General features: G+C 53.3%; 19 protein-coding genes. 15 read left to right on the forward strand and 4 right to left on the reverse strand.

The annotated features are described in order from the left end of the window. The first annotated feature begins 324 nt into the window (after nt 1-324). Both A3850_RS13910 and A3850_RS13915 read left to right on the forward strand, forming a co-directional pair. Nucleotides 325-1,344, forward strand: a complete 1,020-nt coding sequence (locus tag A3850_RS13910; protein WP_068217614.1) for a tetratricopeptide repeat protein — start codon at nt 325-327, stop codon at nt 1,342-1,344. A gap of 119 nt (nt 1,345-1,463) precedes the next feature. Next, a complete protein-coding gene (locus A3850_RS13915) occupies nt 1,464-2,546 on the forward strand; it encodes a hypothetical protein (protein ID WP_068217617.1) in 1,083 nt (360 codons plus the stop codon). 375 nt (nt 2,547-2,921) lie between these two features. On the opposite strand, the gene A3850_RS13920 is transcribed toward A3850_RS13915, so the two are convergent. Next, nucleotides 2,922-4,346, reverse strand: a complete 1,425-nt coding sequence (locus A3850_RS13920; RefSeq protein WP_197494061.1) for an FG-GAP-like repeat-containing protein — start codon at nt 4,344-4,346, stop codon at nt 2,922-2,924. A gap of 413 nt (nt 4,347-4,759) precedes the next feature. Between A3850_RS13920 and A3850_RS13925 the strand changes: the two genes are divergently transcribed. The 3 genes from A3850_RS13925 (at nt 4,760) to A3850_RS13935 (ending at nt 6,486) form a co-directional block, all read left to right on the forward strand. Next, complete coding sequence (locus tag A3850_RS13925; protein WP_068217622.1) at nt 4,760-5,251, forward strand: hypothetical protein; 492 nt, start codon at nt 4,760-4,762, stop codon at nt 5,249-5,251. 30 nt (nt 5,252-5,281) lie between these two features. Further along, complete coding sequence (locus A3850_RS13930; protein WP_068217625.1) at nt 5,282-5,821, forward strand: hypothetical protein; 540 nt, start codon at nt 5,282-5,284, stop codon at nt 5,819-5,821. A 107-nt stretch (nt 5,822-5,928) separates the two neighbouring features. After that, nucleotides 5,929-6,486, forward strand: a complete 558-nt coding sequence (locus tag A3850_RS13935; RefSeq protein ID WP_068217629.1) for a hypothetical protein — start codon at nt 5,929-5,931, stop codon at nt 6,484-6,486. Nucleotides 6,487-6,724: 238 nt separating this feature from the next. Here the strand turns inward: A3850_RS13935 and A3850_RS13940 are convergent, their stop codons facing one another. Continuing rightward, nucleotides 6,725-7,192 (reverse strand): nuclear transport factor 2 family protein, encoded by a 468-nt coding sequence (locus A3850_RS13940; RefSeq protein WP_068217633.1) that lies wholly within the window; start codon nt 7,190-7,192, stop codon nt 6,725-6,727. Nucleotides 7,193-7,444: 252 nt separating this feature from the next. Between A3850_RS13940 and A3850_RS13945 the strand changes: the two genes are divergently transcribed. After that, nucleotides 7,445-8,383 (forward strand): lipopolysaccharide assembly protein LapB, encoded by a 939-nt coding sequence (locus A3850_RS13945; RefSeq protein ID WP_068217636.1) that lies wholly within the window; start codon nt 7,445-7,447, stop codon nt 8,381-8,383. Between the two features lie 155 nt (nt 8,384-8,538). Here A3850_RS13945 and A3850_RS13950 read toward each other — a convergent pair whose 3' ends face one another. Continuing rightward, nucleotides 8,539-9,111: a YdeI family protein gene (locus A3850_RS13950; protein ID WP_068217639.1), complete on the reverse strand. Its 573-nt coding sequence runs from the start codon at nt 9,109-9,111 to the stop codon at nt 8,539-8,541. A 411-nt stretch (nt 9,112-9,522) separates the two neighbouring features. On the opposite strand from A3850_RS13950, the gene A3850_RS13955 reads away from it, so the two are divergent. From A3850_RS13955 to A3850_RS14005, 9 genes are all read left to right on the forward strand, one after another. Continuing rightward, nucleotides 9,523-10,059 (forward strand): dihydrofolate reductase family protein, encoded by a 537-nt coding sequence (locus A3850_RS13955; protein ID WP_068217642.1) that lies wholly within the window; start codon nt 9,523-9,525, stop codon nt 10,057-10,059. A 336-nt stretch (nt 10,060-10,395) separates the two neighbouring features. Continuing rightward, the gene (locus A3850_RS20630) at nt 10,396-12,504 is read left to right on the forward strand and encodes an SUMF1/EgtB/PvdO family nonheme iron enzyme (protein WP_157501211.1); all 2,109 of its coding nucleotides are present in this window, start codon (nt 10,396-10,398) and stop codon (nt 12,502-12,504) included. 8 nt (nt 12,505-12,512) lie between these two features. Then, nucleotides 12,513-13,067 (forward strand): RNA polymerase sigma factor, encoded by a 555-nt coding sequence (locus tag A3850_RS13975; protein ID WP_068217654.1) that lies wholly within the window; start codon nt 12,513-12,515, stop codon nt 13,065-13,067. A gap of 2 nt (nt 13,068-13,069) precedes the next feature. Then, nucleotides 13,070-13,690, forward strand: coding sequence for a hypothetical protein (locus A3850_RS13980; protein ID WP_068217656.1), 621 nt, complete (start codon nt 13,070-13,072; stop codon nt 13,688-13,690). Between the two features lie 760 nt (nt 13,691-14,450). Then, a complete protein-coding gene (locus A3850_RS13985; protein ID WP_068217659.1) occupies nt 14,451-14,927 on the forward strand; it encodes a cupin domain-containing protein in 477 nt (158 codons plus the stop codon). A gap of 113 nt (nt 14,928-15,040) precedes the next feature. Beyond that, a complete protein-coding gene (locus A3850_RS13990; protein ID WP_082921822.1) occupies nt 15,041-16,489 on the forward strand; it encodes a glycoside hydrolase family 47 protein in 1,449 nt (482 codons plus the stop codon). 104 nt (nt 16,490-16,593) lie between these two features. Next, complete coding sequence (locus tag A3850_RS13995; RefSeq protein WP_068217666.1) at nt 16,594-16,998, forward strand: 2TM domain-containing protein; 405 nt, start codon at nt 16,594-16,596, stop codon at nt 16,996-16,998. Between the two features lie 30 nt (nt 16,999-17,028). Next, a complete protein-coding gene (locus A3850_RS14000; protein WP_068217668.1) occupies nt 17,029-17,565 on the forward strand; it encodes a hypothetical protein in 537 nt (178 codons plus the stop codon). Between the two features lie 41 nt (nt 17,566-17,606). After that, complete coding sequence (locus tag A3850_RS14005; protein WP_068217671.1) at nt 17,607-18,161, forward strand: DUF1572 family protein; 555 nt, start codon at nt 17,607-17,609, stop codon at nt 18,159-18,161. Nucleotides 18,162-18,167: 6 nt separating this feature from the next. Here the strand turns inward: A3850_RS14005 and A3850_RS14010 are convergent, their stop codons facing one another. Continuing rightward, nucleotides 18,168-18,779, reverse strand: a complete 612-nt coding sequence (locus tag A3850_RS14010) for a hypothetical protein (RefSeq protein WP_068217674.1) — start codon at nt 18,777-18,779, stop codon at nt 18,168-18,170. Nucleotides 18,780-18,788: the final 9 nt, after the last annotated feature.

Below are 18,788 nucleotides of genomic sequence, written 5' to 3' on the forward strand. Positions count from 1 at the left end.
CCCCAGCGGGGCGTCTATTGTAGCGTGGGTTAGAGTTGCCGCAGGCAACAGAGACCCACGTTTTCGTTGGCGGGTTAGACCGGCCGCAAGCAACGGAGGCCCACGTTTTCGTTGGCGCAGCGTGGGTCAGAATATCCTCAGGCAACGGAGTCCCACATTTTCGTCGCGTCCTGCGTTCCCATTATACGCCACCCATGCGTTGTCATTCTTGTTACAATCACCCCAACAATCTACCTTAAAAGAGACGTTTTCACCACTCCCCACCTTTCCAGTATAAGGATCATATTGCCTGAACTCCTTCGTAATTAGTACACCCGCCCACCCATGACCACCCAAGACCTCCAAACCATACTAGAAATCCAACTCCCGGATGACTATCTAGCCTTCCGTGGTGATGATGTCAATACCGCCACCACAATCGAATTCCGTTTTGACGATTGGACGTTCTGGCCACTCGAAAAATGCGCCACGCGCACGCAGGAACTCAGAAAAAGCAAGGCAATTCCCGAGGTAGCTTTCGCCTTCGCCGACAACGACAATGAGGAAGTGCTTTTCTATTCTGATCCGGATAAAACGACGACCGCTATCAAGCACCTAGATAGTGACGGCGACCTCTCTTTCTACGCGTTCTCGTTCTGTGAGATCACTCTTTACCCCGTCACGCAGCGACTCATCGATGAGATTGACGATGACAATTGGGAGCAACAAGACTTCAGTGCACTCGAGCAGTGCCCCGGGAGTCTGGTCGATTACGCCAATGCATTGATGACCTCGGAGTACGACGAGTACTTCTCCGTGGATCGAAACGAATTTGCACTGTCCATCTACCTCAGAGCGGCGGCACACCACCATCCGGAAGCCGCGCACGAGATCGCGAACTACTATTATTACCAGGATGAAGTAGACGTTGAAGCCGTAATCAAATGGCGGAAAAAAGCCATAGCTTGCGGCAATACGGAAGATATCTACGAATTGGCTGATTTCATCATCGACGAACAGCCAGAGCAGATAGAGGAAGCGATCGCGCTATTGGAAAGCTTACTCACTAACCGTTGGTATCAGGAAAGGGCGCTCCTAAAATTGTCGAGAATCTATATGAGAGGGACTGGTGGGCAGCAGGATTACCAGAAAGGAATTGCTCTAGTAAATAAATGCGTGGACCTCGGCAACGATAACGCGCTGGCGGATCTGGCATTCTACTACTTTAAAGGAGTAGGCGTGACCAAAGACGTCAAGAAAGCACACCAAATGTTGACTCAAGCGGAGGAGAACGCCCTGAGTAAGACGGGTGTATCGGTTTATAAGGATTTCATCGATATCCTCGAAAAGGAATTAAAAAGGTAAGGTGTAGCCGGTATACAACTAGCCAACAACGCACTTAATTTCCTGTTAATCACTCATTTGGCTTCTTTGCCAACCGACTCCTACGACCTATATTGAGGGCAACACCACACACCAAACCCATGAAATACACTTACTACCTTTTGCTCCTCGCCCTACTCATCAGCGCCTGCGAAGACGAAGACATGCTTAGCCCCGACCCCGGATTACCTGAGGAGGAAGAAGAAGTCGTCAACGTCGTTGACTCTTTCGAGCTTAACCTAGTTGAACTACCTGTCATCAACGAATCGGGCAACTTTAGCGTGTTGGACTTCACCACCCAGATCCCGGGCTTTATTTGGGGGACGACCTACCGCCGGGAGGCCGAAAAGAACGTGCTGTTCTCCTACAACATTAGTGACGAAACCTTTCAATACTTCACGCCGCCCGGTGATCTGGGCATTCTATCACCCCGGTGGACCGTCGCCGGGCCGGACGGAAAATTGTACCTGTACTCCACTGGCTTCATCTACAGTGAGGTCGCCGTATTCGAAATTGAAAGTGAGACCTGGTCCAGCATCACCATTCCGGAAGGCGTGAATCGTGTGATTGCGGATCTTAACAAGAAGGATGTCTGGATCGCCCACGGCGCCGGCGTATCACGTTACCGAAACGGAGAATTACTTACCTACGACGATACGAACTCAGGTTTGCAAAAGGTAACCTCCGGGGCTAACACTTCCTTCTTCGGCGGCCCTATGGCGGTGGACTCCGACGGTGTAGTGTGGTACGCCAACCAGGGGAGACTCTTTCAATTCCGGGACGAAGCGTGGACGGAACACCCCAACTCACCTTTCACGGATATCACGAGGATCTCCCAAATATCCCCAGCGGAGTCAGGTGGCGTATTCGTCAAGGTATCCTTCGGCGCATTGACGCAAGTTAAATTCAATGAAGTGGTGAATACGTACACCAACGAAGAACTGACTGTACCCAGCCGCCCGGCGTTCGACATTATTGAACGCGGTAGCGACGAAAGTATCATCTACTCCCACACCAACGGCTTTTCTTACTACAGCCTTTCAGCGGATACCCTCATTATTATCGACAATACGAATAGCGAACTTCCCCAGGGTCAATTGAACCTGTACATGGAGCGGGACGCTAACGGGGTGATTTGGTTCGGCGGACACAACGTTTTTGGTACGCTACCGGATGAGTGGTAGTCTTGCATCCATCGCTACATCTAGCTCATTTTTACTACAGAGCGACAACCTATCCTTGCCCACCTCCCAATTTCTTCGCACCTGCGTCAGCGCCCCATATTGAGTTTGGTATTGGATTGGGGGTCAAGCAGTCACTTCCGCTTGCAAATGACCCGCTCGCCGGTCGTCACGCATTCAATGGTACACAAACCGCCATCTTTCTTCATCTTTAAACCGTTAGGCGCTGCCGCGGGTGCGATGTTTTGGGATGGAGGTGCTAATGGGGACTTAAGGTATTAGACCCTATGTCTATGGCTCACCCCGCCCTGGTGATAAAAGGCTATCGAATTTCGCCTAAGCTTGTCCCGAACCAACCTAAACGTAAGAAGAACTGACTTATCGTATGATCAACTCTGCTGTACGGCTTTGCCCTTGTACAAGTAGTTCTACAAAGTAAATTCCCCGCGCCAGGTGGGATACATCCAGCTTGATTGTTTGGGTTCCCGTTGTCGTCCTCGTCGCTTGTCTTCGCACGAGGATCCCTTCTGAATTGTAGACTTGTAGTGATACTTCCTCCGGGGATAATGATACGAAACGAACGTTCACGAATTCCGCCGCTGTTGGATTGGGGAAGAGAGAATAGTCGATAGATAGATCTGAGGCGGTTGAACCAACGCTATTTACTAAGCCAACATTTCGGTACAGTTTTGCAGTGAGCTGCTTACCGTTAAAATCAACGGATCCAGTGATGAGTACGTCTTGGGCCTCGTCACCATCTACGTCCGCAAAAGCGATGGAGCTGTACCATACGCCGGTTAGCGCTTCATTCTGGGCCTCCGAGAAAATTGCGTTTCCATTGTTAAGGTAAAGTTTTGCGTGTGACTCGTTTATTCCACCAGTTACGATAAGATCCTGATCGCCATCACCATCAATATCCGAGCAGGCTACGCTACCATAGAAATGGCCTTCAAAGGGCAGACCGGAGAGCAAGGTGAAGTTGCCCGCAGCGTCGTTGAGGTAGATCTCGCTGATTGGCTGGTTCATTCCGTTAGATGAAGATGTACCAGAAATTATCAGGTCCGGTGCATCATCACCATTTACATCTGAGAATACGACGGTACTGTAGTGAAGATTGGTGATGGCAGTTCCCGTCTTTTCCGAGAATCCCCCATTCCCATCATTCAAAAACAGTTTGGTACTGGATTGTAGGTTCGCGTCTCTTCCTGTAATTAAGACATCCAGGTCATTGTCTCCATCTACGTCCGCAAAGGCAGTAGCACTTGAGGCTACCCCGGTGAACGGGGTGCCCTTTACCTCGACGAAGGTCCCCATTCCCTCGTTCTTGTAAAGTTTTGCTATTCTCTCATTTTTGGTGGATCCGGTCAGGAGTAGGTCTTCGTCTCCATCTCGGTCTACGTCGCCAAAAGAGACCGCGCTTGAGCCAACACCATCGAATGGGGTGTTGGACTTTTCGGTAAAGACACCCGTTCCGTCGTTGAGGTACAATTTCGCGATTGGTTCTGTTCCATGCCCAGTAAGGAGAAGATCTTTATCCCCATCACCGTCGACATCAGAAAATGCGGTGGCACTGAATTGTACCCCCTCCAAAGTGGTGTTTTGCTGCACGGAGAAATTCCCTTCACCGTCATTGAGATATAGTTTTGAGATGCCTTCTTCGTCATTATTCCGACCGGTGATGAGCAGGTCGAGATCGCCGTCTGCGTCCACGTCCTCGAAAGCTACCGAGCTTTGTATTACGCCATCAAAGGGCGTAGATGCAAGTTCTCGAAAGTACTGTGCTTGCAGTGAGTATGTGGTCATCAGCATCGACAAGATGAAGCAGTATTTAAAATTCATGGCCTCGATTGATGAATTAAAATAGTAGGTGGATCATTGGGTTCGCGCTCTCGCACGTGGCGGCTTTGATTGCGTACGCCCTAAGCCTAGTGGAAGTGAATTTACAAATGACCACGGTGATTTACCAAGTTTAGGTGTAGGATTGCTGGGAGGTAGATTCTACGGCCATGCGGGATGAAACGAATACGTAGGTTCCACGGCCATGCGGGATGAAACGAACACGTAGGATTCCACGGCCTCGCGGGATGCAACGAACGTGTAGTTACCCACGGCCTCGCGGTATAAAACGAACACGTAGGATTCCACGGCCTCGCGGCCCGTTCCATCCTACGCTAAGGTGGATCGTCCCTTCGGGACTGGTGCCTTACATTTAAGCCATGACACCCGATACACCATCATTCGTTCTCGATTTCATCCTGGGATTGAGCGTAGACAAAAAGTGGCAGGATTGGGCTTACCGGAACTATACCTCCGGCCACGAGCACGAATCCTTAATGGAGCTTATCGTGCTTCAACAGCCCATTAACCAGTTTGAAGCCAAAGAGATAGTTCAACAAATATTCACGGATATGAAGGTTGATGCTGATGACGTTGATTATTGGGTGGCCCAATACGTACGCTACATTGAAAGTAGACTAACTTATACTTCCATGGAAGACGTTGTGAAACAGCTCTTCCCCCTACACCAATTGTATATTGATTTACACCTGCCACCAGTTGGGCTGCAAGAATTTTATATGCTTTACAATGGCTTGCAGGATCTCATTTCCGATGGAGTGCAATGGTATCATGATCAATTGACTGAAGTCAATTATGAGGATGTGGCGCGGGCTGCATTTGCGCGGTTTAGGTTGAGGAAAGATGCATAATTAATAGGATCCTAGTAAACAAACCCAAACATGCAAAAATTAATATTAGGGTGGTTAATCACAGTCTGTATAGCCGTCTCCGGGCATGCGCAAACCGTAGACTCATGTACCGGCCGGGGCAAAGTAGTGGTAGATTCTTTGCTGCCGAAATCCAAAGCGTCTTATGCGGATCACACATGGCGAGACGTATCGGACTCGCAAATACAAGAGGTTGCTAGGTATTGCACTTTAGGAGATAGCGCATTTATGAAGTTGATATATTACGATTATCTTTTCGGCTATTTCGTCGATTTAGGTGTTGACCTAAATACACGCTGTGTAACTGCCAAATTTGTAGAATCCTCGGATATAGAGGATGGAATCGATAGCACCGTCGTGATTGAAACTCTTTTGACAATTGATAAAGCTATTCGATCTGGGCAGACCATCTACGGTGAAGTTGTATTAGACTTCCTTGAATACCGTCGTAGCGCCTATAGATTCGGAAAACCAAATCCGGAACCTCGCTCATTCAAGATTAGATTTGAGGCAATCCATAGCGATAATTGTCAGGAATTAGGAGTGCGTTGAGTTATCTAAAGTATTCGCCTGTCGAATAAAGTGTTAGTTGATGATTTTTACAATTAAGTTGATAAATATGAATTTAGACCATAGCAAGTTTGATTAACTTCCCTACAATGCCCCTCTTCACCGCCGACCTCATCAACTCCTCAAAATTCCACAAATACCTTCCCCTCCGGTATGGTATCTATGCGCTGCTATTTGTTTTGGTATGGTTGCTAATCGGCGCCCCAGCGAGCTGGTTCAGTAATCAAGGGGCTGACTTTATATGGGCAGATAAACTGGGCCTGGATGTCATCCACTTGCTTATTGCATTGGTTGTCACGGTAGGCATCGCCTATGCTTTGCACGAAGGACATCGTGATGTCCGTAGCCTGGGCACTTTAGATATTTATCAGGATAAACTGCGTGTTCACTACGATGGCCATCCGTCTAAAGAATTCCTATACACCGACGTTACCAATCTGACGATCCGCCGCCGTTCCTCCTGGCAACATGAGGGGCGAAAGGAGAACTATCTCGTCGAATTCGGTAGCGTGGTTGAATTTCATACCATCCACGACACCTATTCCTTCGAGTTCCACTTACCATCGGAGACCAAGAATAAAGAGTTTGAGGCCATGATACACACTCTCCAGCAACGCCGCGTAAAATTCTTATATACCTCCGTGTAATCCAGCCCCAGCGGGGCGTCTACCGTAGCGTGGGTTAGAGGTGCTGCAGGCAACGGAGGCCTACGTTTTCGATGGATCCATTAGCAGAAGTCCCGAAGGGACGGTCCAACTTAGCGTAGGATGAAACAGGTCGCGAGACCGTGGAATCCTACGTATTAGTTTATTCACGCACGGCCCATGCGCTCCACAGTATTCGCTGATTCACCCACCAACAACGGACCTCTACATCCTCAGCCCCCTAAGACAACCGATCCTTCACCTCCTCAATAATCTCCACCGCCTTCGCCCCCGCCTTCACCAACCACCGGGCGCTCGGGTCAACGGCCACGTGGTGGACTACAATTTTCCATCCGTCCCCAACCAGGCGGAAGTGGTCAGTTACGATTGAGGTGGCAATGGAGAGAGGGGCAGCCTGAGCCTCCATCACCAGCAGGACGTAGGTAACCTTGACGTCGCCTTCCACCTCCCCGGGGAAGAACCGTACGTTATTCACCAGATGCCGCTTTAGCGTGACTTCGGATTTGAAGATATTGGGTAGGTCTTCCCGCATCGCGGCGTGGCCCTTTCCCGTACTCAGGTCGCCGGTGATTTGGCCTTCTTCAACGTAGTAGGTCAAGGTTTCTTCCACGTCCTTTTTGTCCGCCGCCATGTTGTAGGCGTGGATGACGTCGAGGATTTCAAAACGGGTGTCGGCGGAGATTTGCATGTTGTCATTTGTTTGTTCGTACGTTTTAATTGTCGATAACCCATCTTGTTTGCGGCTGCGGATTGTTTTGACGTTTATCATTCCATATTTGTGAAACCCAATAACTGCTCCTAACCATTTGCATCGCACCTGCGTCAGCGCCAAATAAGGCTAAGTCGGGCGCTGCCGCGGGTGCCAGGAAAGGATCGAGTAGAAGGACTGGCGGTTGACCGATTGACCCTACCTTAGTGTCTAGACACCACTTGAAACTTGATGACTGAGCAACAACTCCTGAAAGAAGCGACCGATCTTTACCACCAGGAAGGGCGCGAAGCCGAGGCCATCACTGCCTTCCGAAAACTGCTGGCGGCCTACCCGAAAAACTCGGAAGCTTGGGCCCACCTCTCCACGATGTGCCGGCAAATTGGGGATTACGACGCCGCCATCTCCGCCATTGACAGGGCTATCTCACTTGCGCCGGAAGATGCTTGGCTCAACGAGCAAAAGGGTAGTCTGCTCGCCAGTATCGCGAGGATGCCGGCGGAAAGTCAGCACTATTTCGACGAGCGTACGCGAGAGGCCTTTCTGATCACCGCGTACCCCACGAAAAGCCACTTATTGCTAGCGTTGGACCGGACCCTGGAACACCTCCTCCACCTGATGGAAAAGGCTGGGAAACCAACTTTCAAGCCGCGCCTGAAGCTGGCGATGAGTAAAACAAATATCGGAGCTCACAAAGATGCTATCACCATCCTCACCGGTCTGCTCGACGGCCCCCCGCCACCCCGGATGAACCCTGCACGCTGGCAACGGCAACGCCTGAACCTGGACAACCACATAGCCAACAATCTCGTGGCGCTTGGCCGGTACGCGGCCGCGGAAACCCGCTATCAATCCGTAATGACCAACCAGAAGGACAACTACCTGACGGGCCTGCAATTGGTCAAACTTTACGAAGCCAGCGCCGAGCCCGCGAAACGTAAGGGCCTGCTTCAACAACTCTATAGCGACAATGAGGCGCGCTTTAAACGATCCCCCGAACCGGCGTTTCTCTTTCGTAAAATAGCGCTGTTGCGTGCCCTGGACGAACCAAACCGGTTAAAGGAGTTGGAGGCAGATTTTGCCGCCCTACCCACTGACCGGGAATACAATCAGCAGGCTATCAAGGAAATGCGCGCTACCATCAACGAGATCCTAGGTGATGCTGAGTAGGGGGGGATTGCTAGCCCTGGAGGGGCGTCTATTGTAGCGTGGGGATGAATTCCCCACGTTTTCGTTGGTTGTCTCGTGGATGGTTCCCCACGCTTTCGTTCGTCGTGTTGTGGATGTAGACCGACGATTGCGACTGTTGTAGCGCGGGTATCTCCCTAACTCCCCGCCACCCGCTCCCCCTGACCCGACAACTCCACCACCTTCGCAATCCGCCGCGCCCGCGTATCCGCTCCTTTGGCCAGCTTGATCCACCGCAACGCGAAGCGCATCCGGGCGGGGGAGAGGGCGTTAAAGAACTCCTCCGCTACGGCGTTCTGGGCGAGGGCGGCCTTGAGGTCATCCGGCTGTATAAGCGCATCGACATCATTCAAAAAATCCCACAAGCCGGACGCTTTGCCCCGGGCCACTGCCGCCCGCCCCGGTTCGGCCATGCGCCCTTCCTTCTCCAGTTTGGCGACGCGATCCTTGTACGTTTTCGACCAGTGCTCGACGCGGCGGGGGGAGATGAGCTGCATCGTCCGTTCGTCGTCGAGCTTCATGCGCCGCCCGTCCATCCACCCATAGGCGAGCAGTTCGTCGAGCATCTCCGAATTGGAGAAATACTTACTTGGCGTCGATTTCTTGTAGGTGACGAGCCACACGGAAGCTTCCTGGGCGTAGTTGGCGGCGAGCCATTCGCGGAGTTGGGTGGGGGAGGTGATTTCGATGCGGTTGGGTGGGGTGGGCATTTGGGGAACGGTATTTGGTGGGGTAACGGTGAATGATGCCGGAGGTTGTTGCGTACAGTCCCGGAGGGGCGTTTATTGTAGCGTGGGGATGGTTCCCCACGTTTTCGTTCATCGTTAGATGGGTCAACCCCCACGTTTTCGATTAATATTCGACGTATCAATCCCCACGTTTTCGTTTGTCATTGGGCGGGACCAATCCGCGTTTTCGATGATTCCACGGTCAAACATCGTCAAACGAACGCGTAGGGTTTCACGATTTGGCATGATTGAACGAACACGTAGGGTTCCACGGTCTCGCGACCTGTTCCACCCTACGCTAAGGGAGACCGTCCCGTTCGGGACTAGTATTCGTGAAACGACGGAATTGTCGAGACAGGCCTACCTTACCAACGCGCGTCAATTCTCCCCCAAATGCCAAAAACAAAAATCTTCACCGCCACCTCCCTAGACGGCTACCTAGCCGGCCCCAACGGCGAACTCGACTGGCTCGAAACCACTCCCAACCCCACCCAAAACGATATGGGTTTCGTCGCCCTCATGAACGAGATCGACGCTGTCGTCATGGGCCGCACGACGTTTGAGACCGTCCTCGCGTTTGGGGTGGAATGGCCCTATGCCAAACCCGTATTCGTCCTGAGCAATACCCTAAAAAAGGTGCCGGCGGAGCTAAGGGATAAAGTATCTCTAACCCGTGGCACTCCTATGAAAGTCGTAGATCAACTCCATCAGGCTGGCTACGAAACGCTCTACGTGGATGGCGGCGCCACCATCCAATCCTTCCTCCGTGACGATTTGGTGGATGAATTATGCATCACGACCATACCCATCCTGCTGGGTGGCGGTGCCTCCCTCTTCGGCGAATTGACCGACCGCCTAACCTTCGATCTCGTCAAGGTCGAGGTATTCCTGGAACACGTGGTACAAACCACCTACCGCCGCACCCGGTAATAGTCCCGAAGGGACGGATCACCTTAGCGTAGGGTGTAACAGGTCGCGAGACCGTGAAACCCTACGTATTCGTTTCCCAACGCAAAAATCCCAGCCCCAGCGGGGCGTCTACCGTAGCGTGGGGGTCAACCCCCACGTTTTCGTTACGGCCCACGTTTTCGTTGCCCCCCACGTTTTCATTACCGCCCACGTTTCCGTTGCTTCCCGCGTTTCCGTTGATCGAAACATGGTCGTCAATCCCGCCAATTTCGATTCCCAAAGAAACCCCTCTCCCAAAAAATCCCCCCGAATTTGAACGCCCACCCCCCCACGGGGTATACCACCCCAAAAAACCCCATGTCCCAACGCCTCGCCCTGATCATAATCCTCCTCCTCACCTTCCTCGCCACCCAAACCCTCTCCGCCCATTCCGAACCCCATTTCCCGGCACCTGCGCGAGCGCCAAACTTGTCCCGCATTTTATCGGGAGCAGCGCCCGCAACCCCTAAAACCCTATTACCACTAAGCGCCCCGGAACCATTCGTGAGCTTGCTATTTGAGCAACACAACCCGGAGTATTACGCTAAGCAAGCAGCAGACTGGGAAGCCATCGCCACCGGCGAATGCAGCGACGCCAACGCCATCTGGAACTACTACAAGGCCGCCCACTACGCCAACCGATTTGCGGAGGGGACGTACGACTTGCCCGACATCCTCGCCATGGCCGAAGAGCGGTTAGAAGCGAACAGTTTTGAACTGAATTACCTGCGTTTCGCCGATGCCAAGGACCCAACCCTGCGCCACGCCCACCTCGTACGGGCCAACGCCGCCGACCCCAACCGGCTGGAGGCCGCGACCGCGCTCTCGGCCTACTACACGATCATCGGACAGTGGGCGCGGCGGGACCAAACGCTGATCGATATGCACCGGCGGCGGGCCATTCCGGAAGGGGTGATGGAGTACAACTACAACCAGCTGATGAGCGTAGGCCAGAACGGGGTGTTGCTCACCTACGGCGACGCCGATACCTACCCCAGTTGGCTCCTCCAGAGCGCCTACCGGGTGCGGCCGGACGTACACGTGATCAACTACAACCTGCTGGTGAATTTTCCCGCTTACCGGGAGGTCGTTGTGGACCGCCTCGGCATCAAACTGCCGAAGGGTCGGGAACCGGATACCGACCCTTTTGCCCTGCTCGCCCGCCAAGCAAATGACGTGTACGTCGCCACGACCGCCCGCGAAACCCTACCCGCCGACCGCGCGAAGGACTTTTACCTGACCGGCCTCACCCTCCGCATCAGCGAAAAGCCGCTCGATAACCTGGACCGGATCGCCCAACTCTACCGCCACACCTGGCGGCTCGAACAGCTGCGCTTTCCCTTTGCCGAAGGGCCGCGGCAGCGCGTCGCCGACCAGCTCAACCAAAATTACCTGCCCGCTCTGCTCACGCTCTACGAAGCCGAACCGAAACTGGCCGATTTGAAGGATTTGATCTCCGGCATCGCTGACCGCGCCGGGGTCTCCGAAACAGTCAATAAAATCATCGCGCCGGAAGCCGCGCTGCCCGCCCTCGCCGGGGCCGACGTGGACCTGCGGGCCAAGGATATCGCGAAAGGATTTTCCTACGTGCCCTCCGGAAATTATACGGATGTTCGCGATAAATCCACGACCAGCATTAACGGCTTTTACGCGGGTGAAACGAACGTCACCAACGCGGAATACCAAAGCTTTTTGGAGGACCTCCTGCGGCAGCGCGATTTTGATCTGTTGAGTAGGGTAGAGGTCGCCCGGCCCAACCTGGATACGCTGAAAAAAGCCTTGCTGGAAACCGCGGATGCGGAATCGTACGTCAATATGATCATGGGTGTCGACCCGCGCTACGCCGCCCACCCGGTGGTTAACATCAGCTACGAGGCCGCGGAATTGTACGCCATCTGGTTGGCCCAGGTCTACAACAGCGACCCGAAAAGGCCGGACGGGCGCAACGTTCGTTTCCGGTTATTTGAGGCCACGGAATACGCCTACGCGGCGCAGGGCGGCCGGGAGTACGCGCCCTATCCGTGGGGCGGGCCGTATTACCGCAACTCTAAGGGCTGCATCCTGGGAAATCTGAATATGCTGCACCCGGTTTCGCTGGAAGAGACCAAGATTTTCCGCGAAAAGATCTCCGTTTCCACTTATCTCTCTCCCAGGAAGCGGGCCGAAATCCTCGAACGAACGAACGTGGAGTGTGAGTACGACGACGATGGCGGCTTTTTAACCGTGCAGGCCGATGCCTATTACCCCAACGACTACGGTTTGTACAACATGGCCGGAAATGCGGCCACCATGGTCCACCCGGAAGGGACTGCCGCCGGAGGAAGCTACCTCGACCCCGCCGAACGCATCAAGGTCGGCTCCACCCAACAACTTGCTTTGCCCCACCCGGGCGTCGGTTTCCGGCTCATCATGATGTACGTAGATTAGCCAATACCTTGACCGACCGCCAACTACTCATCGCCGCCAGCCAGGGAGACCAGGCCGCTTTCACCGATCTCTACCGGAGGTACGGAGCGCGCCTCTACGCCTATTTCCTGCCCCGCGCCGGTAGCGATGCGGCCCGCGCCGAGGACTTGCGCCAACAAGTTTTCCTGCGCCTGTTGGAGAGCCGGGCCTTCCGGGAGGCGCGCGACAATGCTGTTTCCGCGCCCGACGATCTTGGTCCGCTACTCTTCCACATCGCCGCCAATTTGCTTAAAAATGAGTACCGAGGGACGGAGCGTCGCCTCCGCCGACAGGGGGAATTCGCCGCCCGGCAACCCCTTTTTGAGCAGCGAGATTCGGAGCCGGATAAACAAGCCTTACAACGCGCCATCAGCCAATTGCCCGAGCCGCAACGGCTCTGCGTCGACCTCCGTTTCCGCCAGAATTACTCCATTGAGGAGATCGCCGATGCCCTTGATTGCGCGCCCGGCACCGTCAAAAGTCGCCTCCATTACGGCCTCAAAAAGCTCGCCGCCATCCTCCGCCCTACCACGACCAACAAATAATTATGGATTACCTCGATTACCTCGCCGACCACCGTTACGATGAGTTGCCGCCCGCCGTCCGCGACCAAATCAGCCGTGAGGAGTACGATGCTCACCGGGAGCTCAGTCAGCAGTTGAGTACAGGTCAGTCCTCCGCGTTACCCGGTCCGGCGCTGCTCGCTGCCTTCTCGAATGCAACGAATGTGGCGCCGCTCCCGATAAAAGGCGGGACGAGTTTGGCGCTCGCGCAGGTGCAGGGAAAAGGGGAAGGGCAACGCAAAGAAAGGACCTCCATCTGGCCCTTCGTCGCCGCTGCCGGCTGGTTGCTGTTCCTGCTGGCGGGAGGTCTGTACGTATCCCGCCCAACCGAATTGGTGGAACTTGCCGCAGTAGTACCTCCCCCCGTCATCAGGACGGATACCGTACGCATCGCCCAAACGGATACCCTATACCTACCGAAGTATAAATACGTGACCCGCATCGTCCGCGATACCGTCTACCGGCCATCTTCGGAACCGATCTACGTCACCGTCCGCGATACGGTGTATCGGGCCGCCCCGCCGGCGGAGGTGTACCGGGTTTCCGGGAGTAAGAATTTGGAAGGTAGGGAAGAGTTGTTGCGGTTGATGATTTCGGCGGAGTGATAGTCCCGAAGGGACGGTTCCCCTTAGCGTAGGGTGGAGTAGGCCGAAGGGCCACGGAACCCTACGTATTCGTTTGCCGATATATGCAAGCCAGCCCCAGCGGGGCGTCTACCGTAGCGTGGGGGTCAACCCCCACGTTTTCGTTGGACGTTACATGGGTTTCACGATTTTACGTGTATTATCAAATACGTCGGGTGCCACGGTTTCGGATGATTACACGAATGCGTAGGGTTTCACGATATGGCGTGATTGAACGAACACGTATGATATCCACGATATGGCGTGATTGAATCAACACGTATGATATCCACGATACGGCGTGATTGAACTAATACGTAGGGTTCCACGGTATGGTGTGAATAAACGAATACGTAGGGTTCCACGGTCTCGCGACCCGTTCCACCCTACGCTAAGGTGGCCCGTCCCATTCGGGACTGGTATTCGTTCATTAACTAGTAACCATCCAGCCCCGGCGGGGCGTCTATCGTAGCGTGGGGGTCAACCCCCACGTTTTCGTTTATTGTATTGCGATTGTCAACCCCCACGTTTTCGTTTATTGTATTGCGATGATCAACCCCCACGTTTTCGTTTATTGTATTGGGATGATCAACCCCCACGTTCTCGCTTTGTCGCAGCGTTACGGTCAATCCCTACGGTTTCGTTTATCATCCCAAGCTCCATTACCCACCTCCACCGCACCCGCGGCAGCGCCCTTGAAATCGGTGAATGAACGTACATTGAGATTTAATTTTTGTACATCATGCGCCACCTATATAAGCTCTGCCTCGTTCTGCTAACCCTCCCCGCGTGCGCTCAGCAGTCTGCGTACCAAATCAACTCCTACCAAACGGAAGGTCGCAAGGCACCCAACACCCACTACCTCGGGGAAGCGTGGTTGAACCCGTTGATCCACGACGATGAGGATTTGGGGTATAACATTACGAAGGCGACCTTCAAAGCCAATTCGACGCTGGATTGGCACCGCCACGCCACGGCCCAAGTGTTGGTTATCGTTGAAGGAGAGGCCTATTATCAGGAGCGGGGGAAGGACCCAGTCATCTTGAGAGAGGGCGACGTGATAAAATGCGACAAGGAAACCGAACACTGGCATTCCTCTACCAAAACGAGTGACGTGACCTACCTGGCGCTCTACGGTGGCGGCGCACCTACTACCTGGACGGAGGTGGTGACGCAGGAGTATTACGATGAGGTGGCAGCGCGACTTTCAAAGGAGTGAAGGTTGGAATGATATTAACCAGAATCCGATAGATTTTACCAGACGAGGCAAAGGACCAACGATGGTTGAATTGTATTTTGGTGTCTTCATTGCACCTCGTTATCAACTCATCCATGCACCACCGGTTTCAATTTGTGAGTACAATCCTGCTACTTTGCCTACTCTCCTGCCAAACCAACCCCGCTCCTTCACCCAATGACCCGGCACCTGCGCGAGCGCCAACCTCGTCCCGCATTTTATCGGGAACAGCGCCCCCTGAATATGCTAAATTGGCCGCTGAGGTACGCGCGGAAACCGAACGGGTATGGGCGGCCTACGAACGGTACGCCTGGCCGCACGATAATTTACTGCCGCTCAGCAAAAGCTATCGGGATTGGTACGCGGAGCCGATCTTCATCTCGCCGATTGACGGTTACAGCACGCTAAAGCTGATGGGACTCGACGAGCAAGCTAACCGTATTGAAAGGTACGTGGCGGACTCGATCAGTTTTGACCGGGATATCGACGTGAAGGTATTTGAGGTAAATATTCGCGTCCTGGGCGGTTTGTTGGCGATGTACGCCGAAACAAAGAACCCCGCCGTACTGGCCAAAGCAGCCGATTTTGGTGACCGGATGCTACCCGCCTTCGACTCACCAACGGGAATGCCTTACTACTACGTGAATTTAAAAACGGGAAAACCGAGCGGTGCGATAGTGAATGTGGCCGAAGCGGGATCGTACTTGCTGGAATTGGGCCTGTTGAGTTATTACACGAACGACGCCAAATACTACCAAACTGGAAAGCGGGCGACGCTGGCCCTCAATACCCGCCGGTCAGTAATCGGATTGTTCGGCCGCGACATAAATGTGGAAACGGGGGAGTGGACGGAAACCAATAGCATGGTGGGTGCCTACGCGGATAGCTACTTCGAATACTTATACAAAGCTTATCTACTGTTTGGTGACCCCGAGTTGAAGGAAATTTGGGACGACAACATCAGCGCCATCCAAAACTACCTGCCCGACGAGCAGGATAGTTTGCTTTGGTACCCGCGCGTCACGATGGAGACTGGCGAGGTCACGCAAACGGAAATTACGCTGTGGGATGCCTATTTCCCCGCCCTACTGGTATTAGCGGACGACGTGGATCGCGCAAAACATGCGTTTAATGCATGGGACGTCGTCGTCACCAAACACGGAATGACACCAATGGTGTACAACTATGCAGCAGATACCGTCGTGAATGGCTACCACCAATTGAACCCCGAAGTAATAGAATCCGCCTATTACCTGCACGCCGCCACGGGCGACGAAAGGTACCGGACTTTTGCCCGAGATTACTTTACCCGGTTAAAGGAGTGCTGCCGTACTGAGGTAGCATTCACCCACCTCAAAGATGTGCGCACGGGCGAGCGGGATGATGAAATGGCGACGTTCTTCGTGGCAGAGACGCTCAAGTACTTCTATTTGCTCTATGGTGGCAGTGAAACAGTTGGGCTGGATACCCACGTGTTCACCACGGAGGCACACCCGTTTGCTAAGAAAGACATTATTAAGGCTGGGGAACGTTTGGGCTTTTAAAGTTGAGAAAGTTGGTATGGTCTACGTTAATGAAGCAACCATCGTTTGGCCCTAAATTTTTCTGCTTCCGAGCATTTTGTATCTTAGTCTGGCAATACATAAATATGAGACAAAGCGACGAAGACCTCTACGAAAAGGCCGCGGAGAAGGTGAAGAACAAAAAAAGCTTCTTCTACCACCTCTTCGCCTACGTGTGTACGCTCGGACTTTTCTACGCCTTAATGTACTTCGAGAACAATGGAGAGATCCTGCCCGTCCTCATCATCGGGATCACCTGGGGTATTGGGCTGATCTCTCATTATTACAGCGCTTTTGGAGCCGAAAATCTGGGCGTCCTCGGTATCGATGAAGATTGGGAAGAAGATGCCCTGGAGAAGGAAATTGACCGGTTAAAGCGGAAGCGAGAGTTGCGGGAGGAATTGCGGCGTGAAAAGGAACTAGCCCGTGAGGAGGAGCAACTTAAGCTCCGGGAGCTTAACGAGAATTACAACCACAACGATCTGATCTAATGCCTGCGGCGGAACTGAAGACCTTTTGCTGTGCCATCCGACCCCATAAACAGTTTTGATGAACGTCTCCGCGGCGGCCACCCGAATTCCCTCGGCAATACCGTGGAAATTGTCGATGAGGTGCTGGCCGACCAGGCATTATTCAGCGATCTATTCGACTGCTATTTTAGTGACGACGAAACGGTCCGTTTGCGGGTTTCCAATGCTATAAAGCGTATCGGCAAGGAGGACAAATCCTTGCTAATTCCCTACATCGATCGTTTGCTGGAGGACGTCTCCCTGATTGACCAGGCTTCTACGCAGTGGACGCTGTCTCAGCTCTTTCTCTTACTTCAAAAGGACCTGAACGAAGACCAGCGGACGGCCGCCATTGGCCTCATGAAGCATAACCTGGAAACGCACACCGACTGGATCGTCCTTTCCCAGACGATGAATACGTTGGCGGAATGGGCAAAGAAGGATGAGGACTTGAAAGCCTACCTCATCCCTCAGTTGGAGCGGCAGGTGGAGGATGAGCGGAAGTCGGTATCGGGTAGGGCGGGGAAATTGTTGGCGAAATTATCGTGACTTAGAGTATAGACATTTAGCTGAACGGAGCAGCAAATAATATGGAAAACTACCTAACTAGCGTCCGCAAACAGTTCGAGTACTACCGCACCCTCGGCGACCGGACCTTCGATCAACTTACCGAAAGCCAACTACTCCATGTACCGGGTAGTAACAGCAACTCCATCGCCGTGATGGTAAACCACCTGCACGGCAATATGAAATCCCGTTGGACGGACTTCCTCAACTCCGACGGGGAAAAGGAGTGGCGCCACCGCGATCAGGAATTCGAGGAGGTCATCCGCACCAAGGCCGATCTATTGAATAAGTGGAATGAAGGTTGGGATTGCCTTTTTAGGGCCACCGATTCGATTACCCCGGATAAGTACACAGCGACCATTTTAATCCGCAACCAGCAACATACTCTGACCGAAGCCTTCAACCGGCAGATGATGCACTACGCTTACCACGTTGGCCAGATCGTCTACGTAGGCCGTATGCTGAAAGGGGAGGAGTGGGTGAGCCTGTCCATACCGCGCGGAGCGTCCGTTACTTTCAACCAGAAGAAGATGGGGCAGGGCACCCACGGTGGTCATTTTACGGATGATCTGAAGTGAAGCCTACTACTCAATCCCAAACAACCAGTACGCTTCGGGGATCGCGAACCAGCGAAAGCCATTCGTCAAACCGAAGATTGTCGCTCCGGCAATTATCACGCCTAGTGCCAAGATGGAATACCCCTGACCCTGCGGACTTATCCCAATAATCTTCCCGGTCATCTTCTTCCCGTGGACGGCACCCAAGTGACCAAAAAATGCCACAATGGCCAAGGCGTAGTACGGAATGAAGAACAGGAATAGCGGAAAGGTATTGAGCCCGGCCGCTCCGAAATAGAAGTTGGTGTCCAGGTCAAGAATCCACCTTCCGGCGAGTACAGCACTTAGGTGAATGAGGAAAAACGAGGCCAGATAGGCTCCGCTCCACCGTTGGATACGGTCCAGACCTCGCCAATTAATCCGGCGGCCATGCCACACCATTTGAATACCGGAGTAAATTTGGAAGCAGACGGCCAGTAGCAGCGGGACTTCGACCAGAGGGTGGCGGTACACGATCCGCAGTCGCTCCATGAATGCAAGGTGTGCTGCTGGCCCAACGTAGATGTAGGCGTGGTTGAGCAAGTGCGCCAGGATGAAAATGGTGATGACGATACCGGAGAGGCGGTGCAGCGCTTTCATGTCGGTAAA

Origin of the sequence: Lewinella sp. 4G2 (assembly GCF_001625015.1) — a bacterium.
In the GTDB taxonomy this organism is placed as follows: Bacteria; Bacteroidota; Bacteroidia; order Chitinophagales; family Saprospiraceae; genus Neolewinella.

Coding starts and splice junctions, on each gene's coding strand:
- A3850_RS13940 (WP_068217633.1), bottom strand. CDS start 7,192: ATGCAAATCTCCGCCGACACCCGTTTTGAAATCCTCGACGTCATCCAC.
- A3850_RS13935 (WP_068217629.1), top strand. CDS start 5,929: ATGCCCCTCTTCACCGCCGACCTCATCAACTCCTCAAAATTCCACAAA.
- A3850_RS13945 (WP_068217636.1), top strand. CDS start 7,445: ATGACTGAGCAACAACTCCTGAAAGAAGCGACCGATCTTTACCACCAG.
- A3850_RS13950 (WP_068217639.1), bottom strand. CDS start 9,111: ATGCCCACCCCACCCAACCGCATCGAAATCACCTCCCCCACCCAACTC.
- A3850_RS13920 (WP_197494061.1), bottom strand. CDS start 4,346: ATGACCACATACTCACTGCAAGCACAGTACTTTCGAGAACTTGCATCT.
- A3850_RS13980 (WP_068217656.1), top strand. CDS start 13,070: ATGGATTACCTCGATTACCTCGCCGACCACCGTTACGATGAGTTGCCG.
- A3850_RS14010 (WP_068217674.1), bottom strand. CDS start 18,779: ATGAAAGCGCTGCACCGCCTCTCCGGTATCGTCATCACCATTTTCATC.
- A3850_RS13995 (WP_068217666.1), top strand. CDS start 16,594: ATGAGACAAAGCGACGAAGACCTCTACGAAAAGGCCGCGGAGAAGGTG.
- A3850_RS14005 (WP_068217671.1), top strand. CDS start 17,607: ATGGAAAACTACCTAACTAGCGTCCGCAAACAGTTCGAGTACTACCGC.
- A3850_RS13930 (WP_068217625.1), top strand. CDS start 5,282: ATGCAAAAATTAATATTAGGGTGGTTAATCACAGTCTGTATAGCCGTC.
- A3850_RS13990 (WP_082921822.1), top strand. CDS start 15,041: ATGCACCACCGGTTTCAATTTGTGAGTACAATCCTGCTACTTTGCCTA.
- A3850_RS13985 (WP_068217659.1), top strand. CDS start 14,451: ATGCGCCACCTATATAAGCTCTGCCTCGTTCTGCTAACCCTCCCCGCG.
- A3850_RS13925 (WP_068217622.1), top strand. CDS start 4,760: ATGACACCCGATACACCATCATTCGTTCTCGATTTCATCCTGGGATTG.
- A3850_RS13915 (WP_068217617.1), top strand. CDS start 1,464: ATGAAATACACTTACTACCTTTTGCTCCTCGCCCTACTCATCAGCGCC.
- A3850_RS13910 (WP_068217614.1), top strand. CDS start 325: ATGACCACCCAAGACCTCCAAACCATACTAGAAATCCAACTCCCGGAT.
- A3850_RS20630 (WP_157501211.1), top strand. CDS start 10,396: ATGTCCCAACGCCTCGCCCTGATCATAATCCTCCTCCTCACCTTCCTC.
- A3850_RS13955 (WP_068217642.1), top strand. CDS start 9,523: ATGCCAAAAACAAAAATCTTCACCGCCACCTCCCTAGACGGCTACCTA.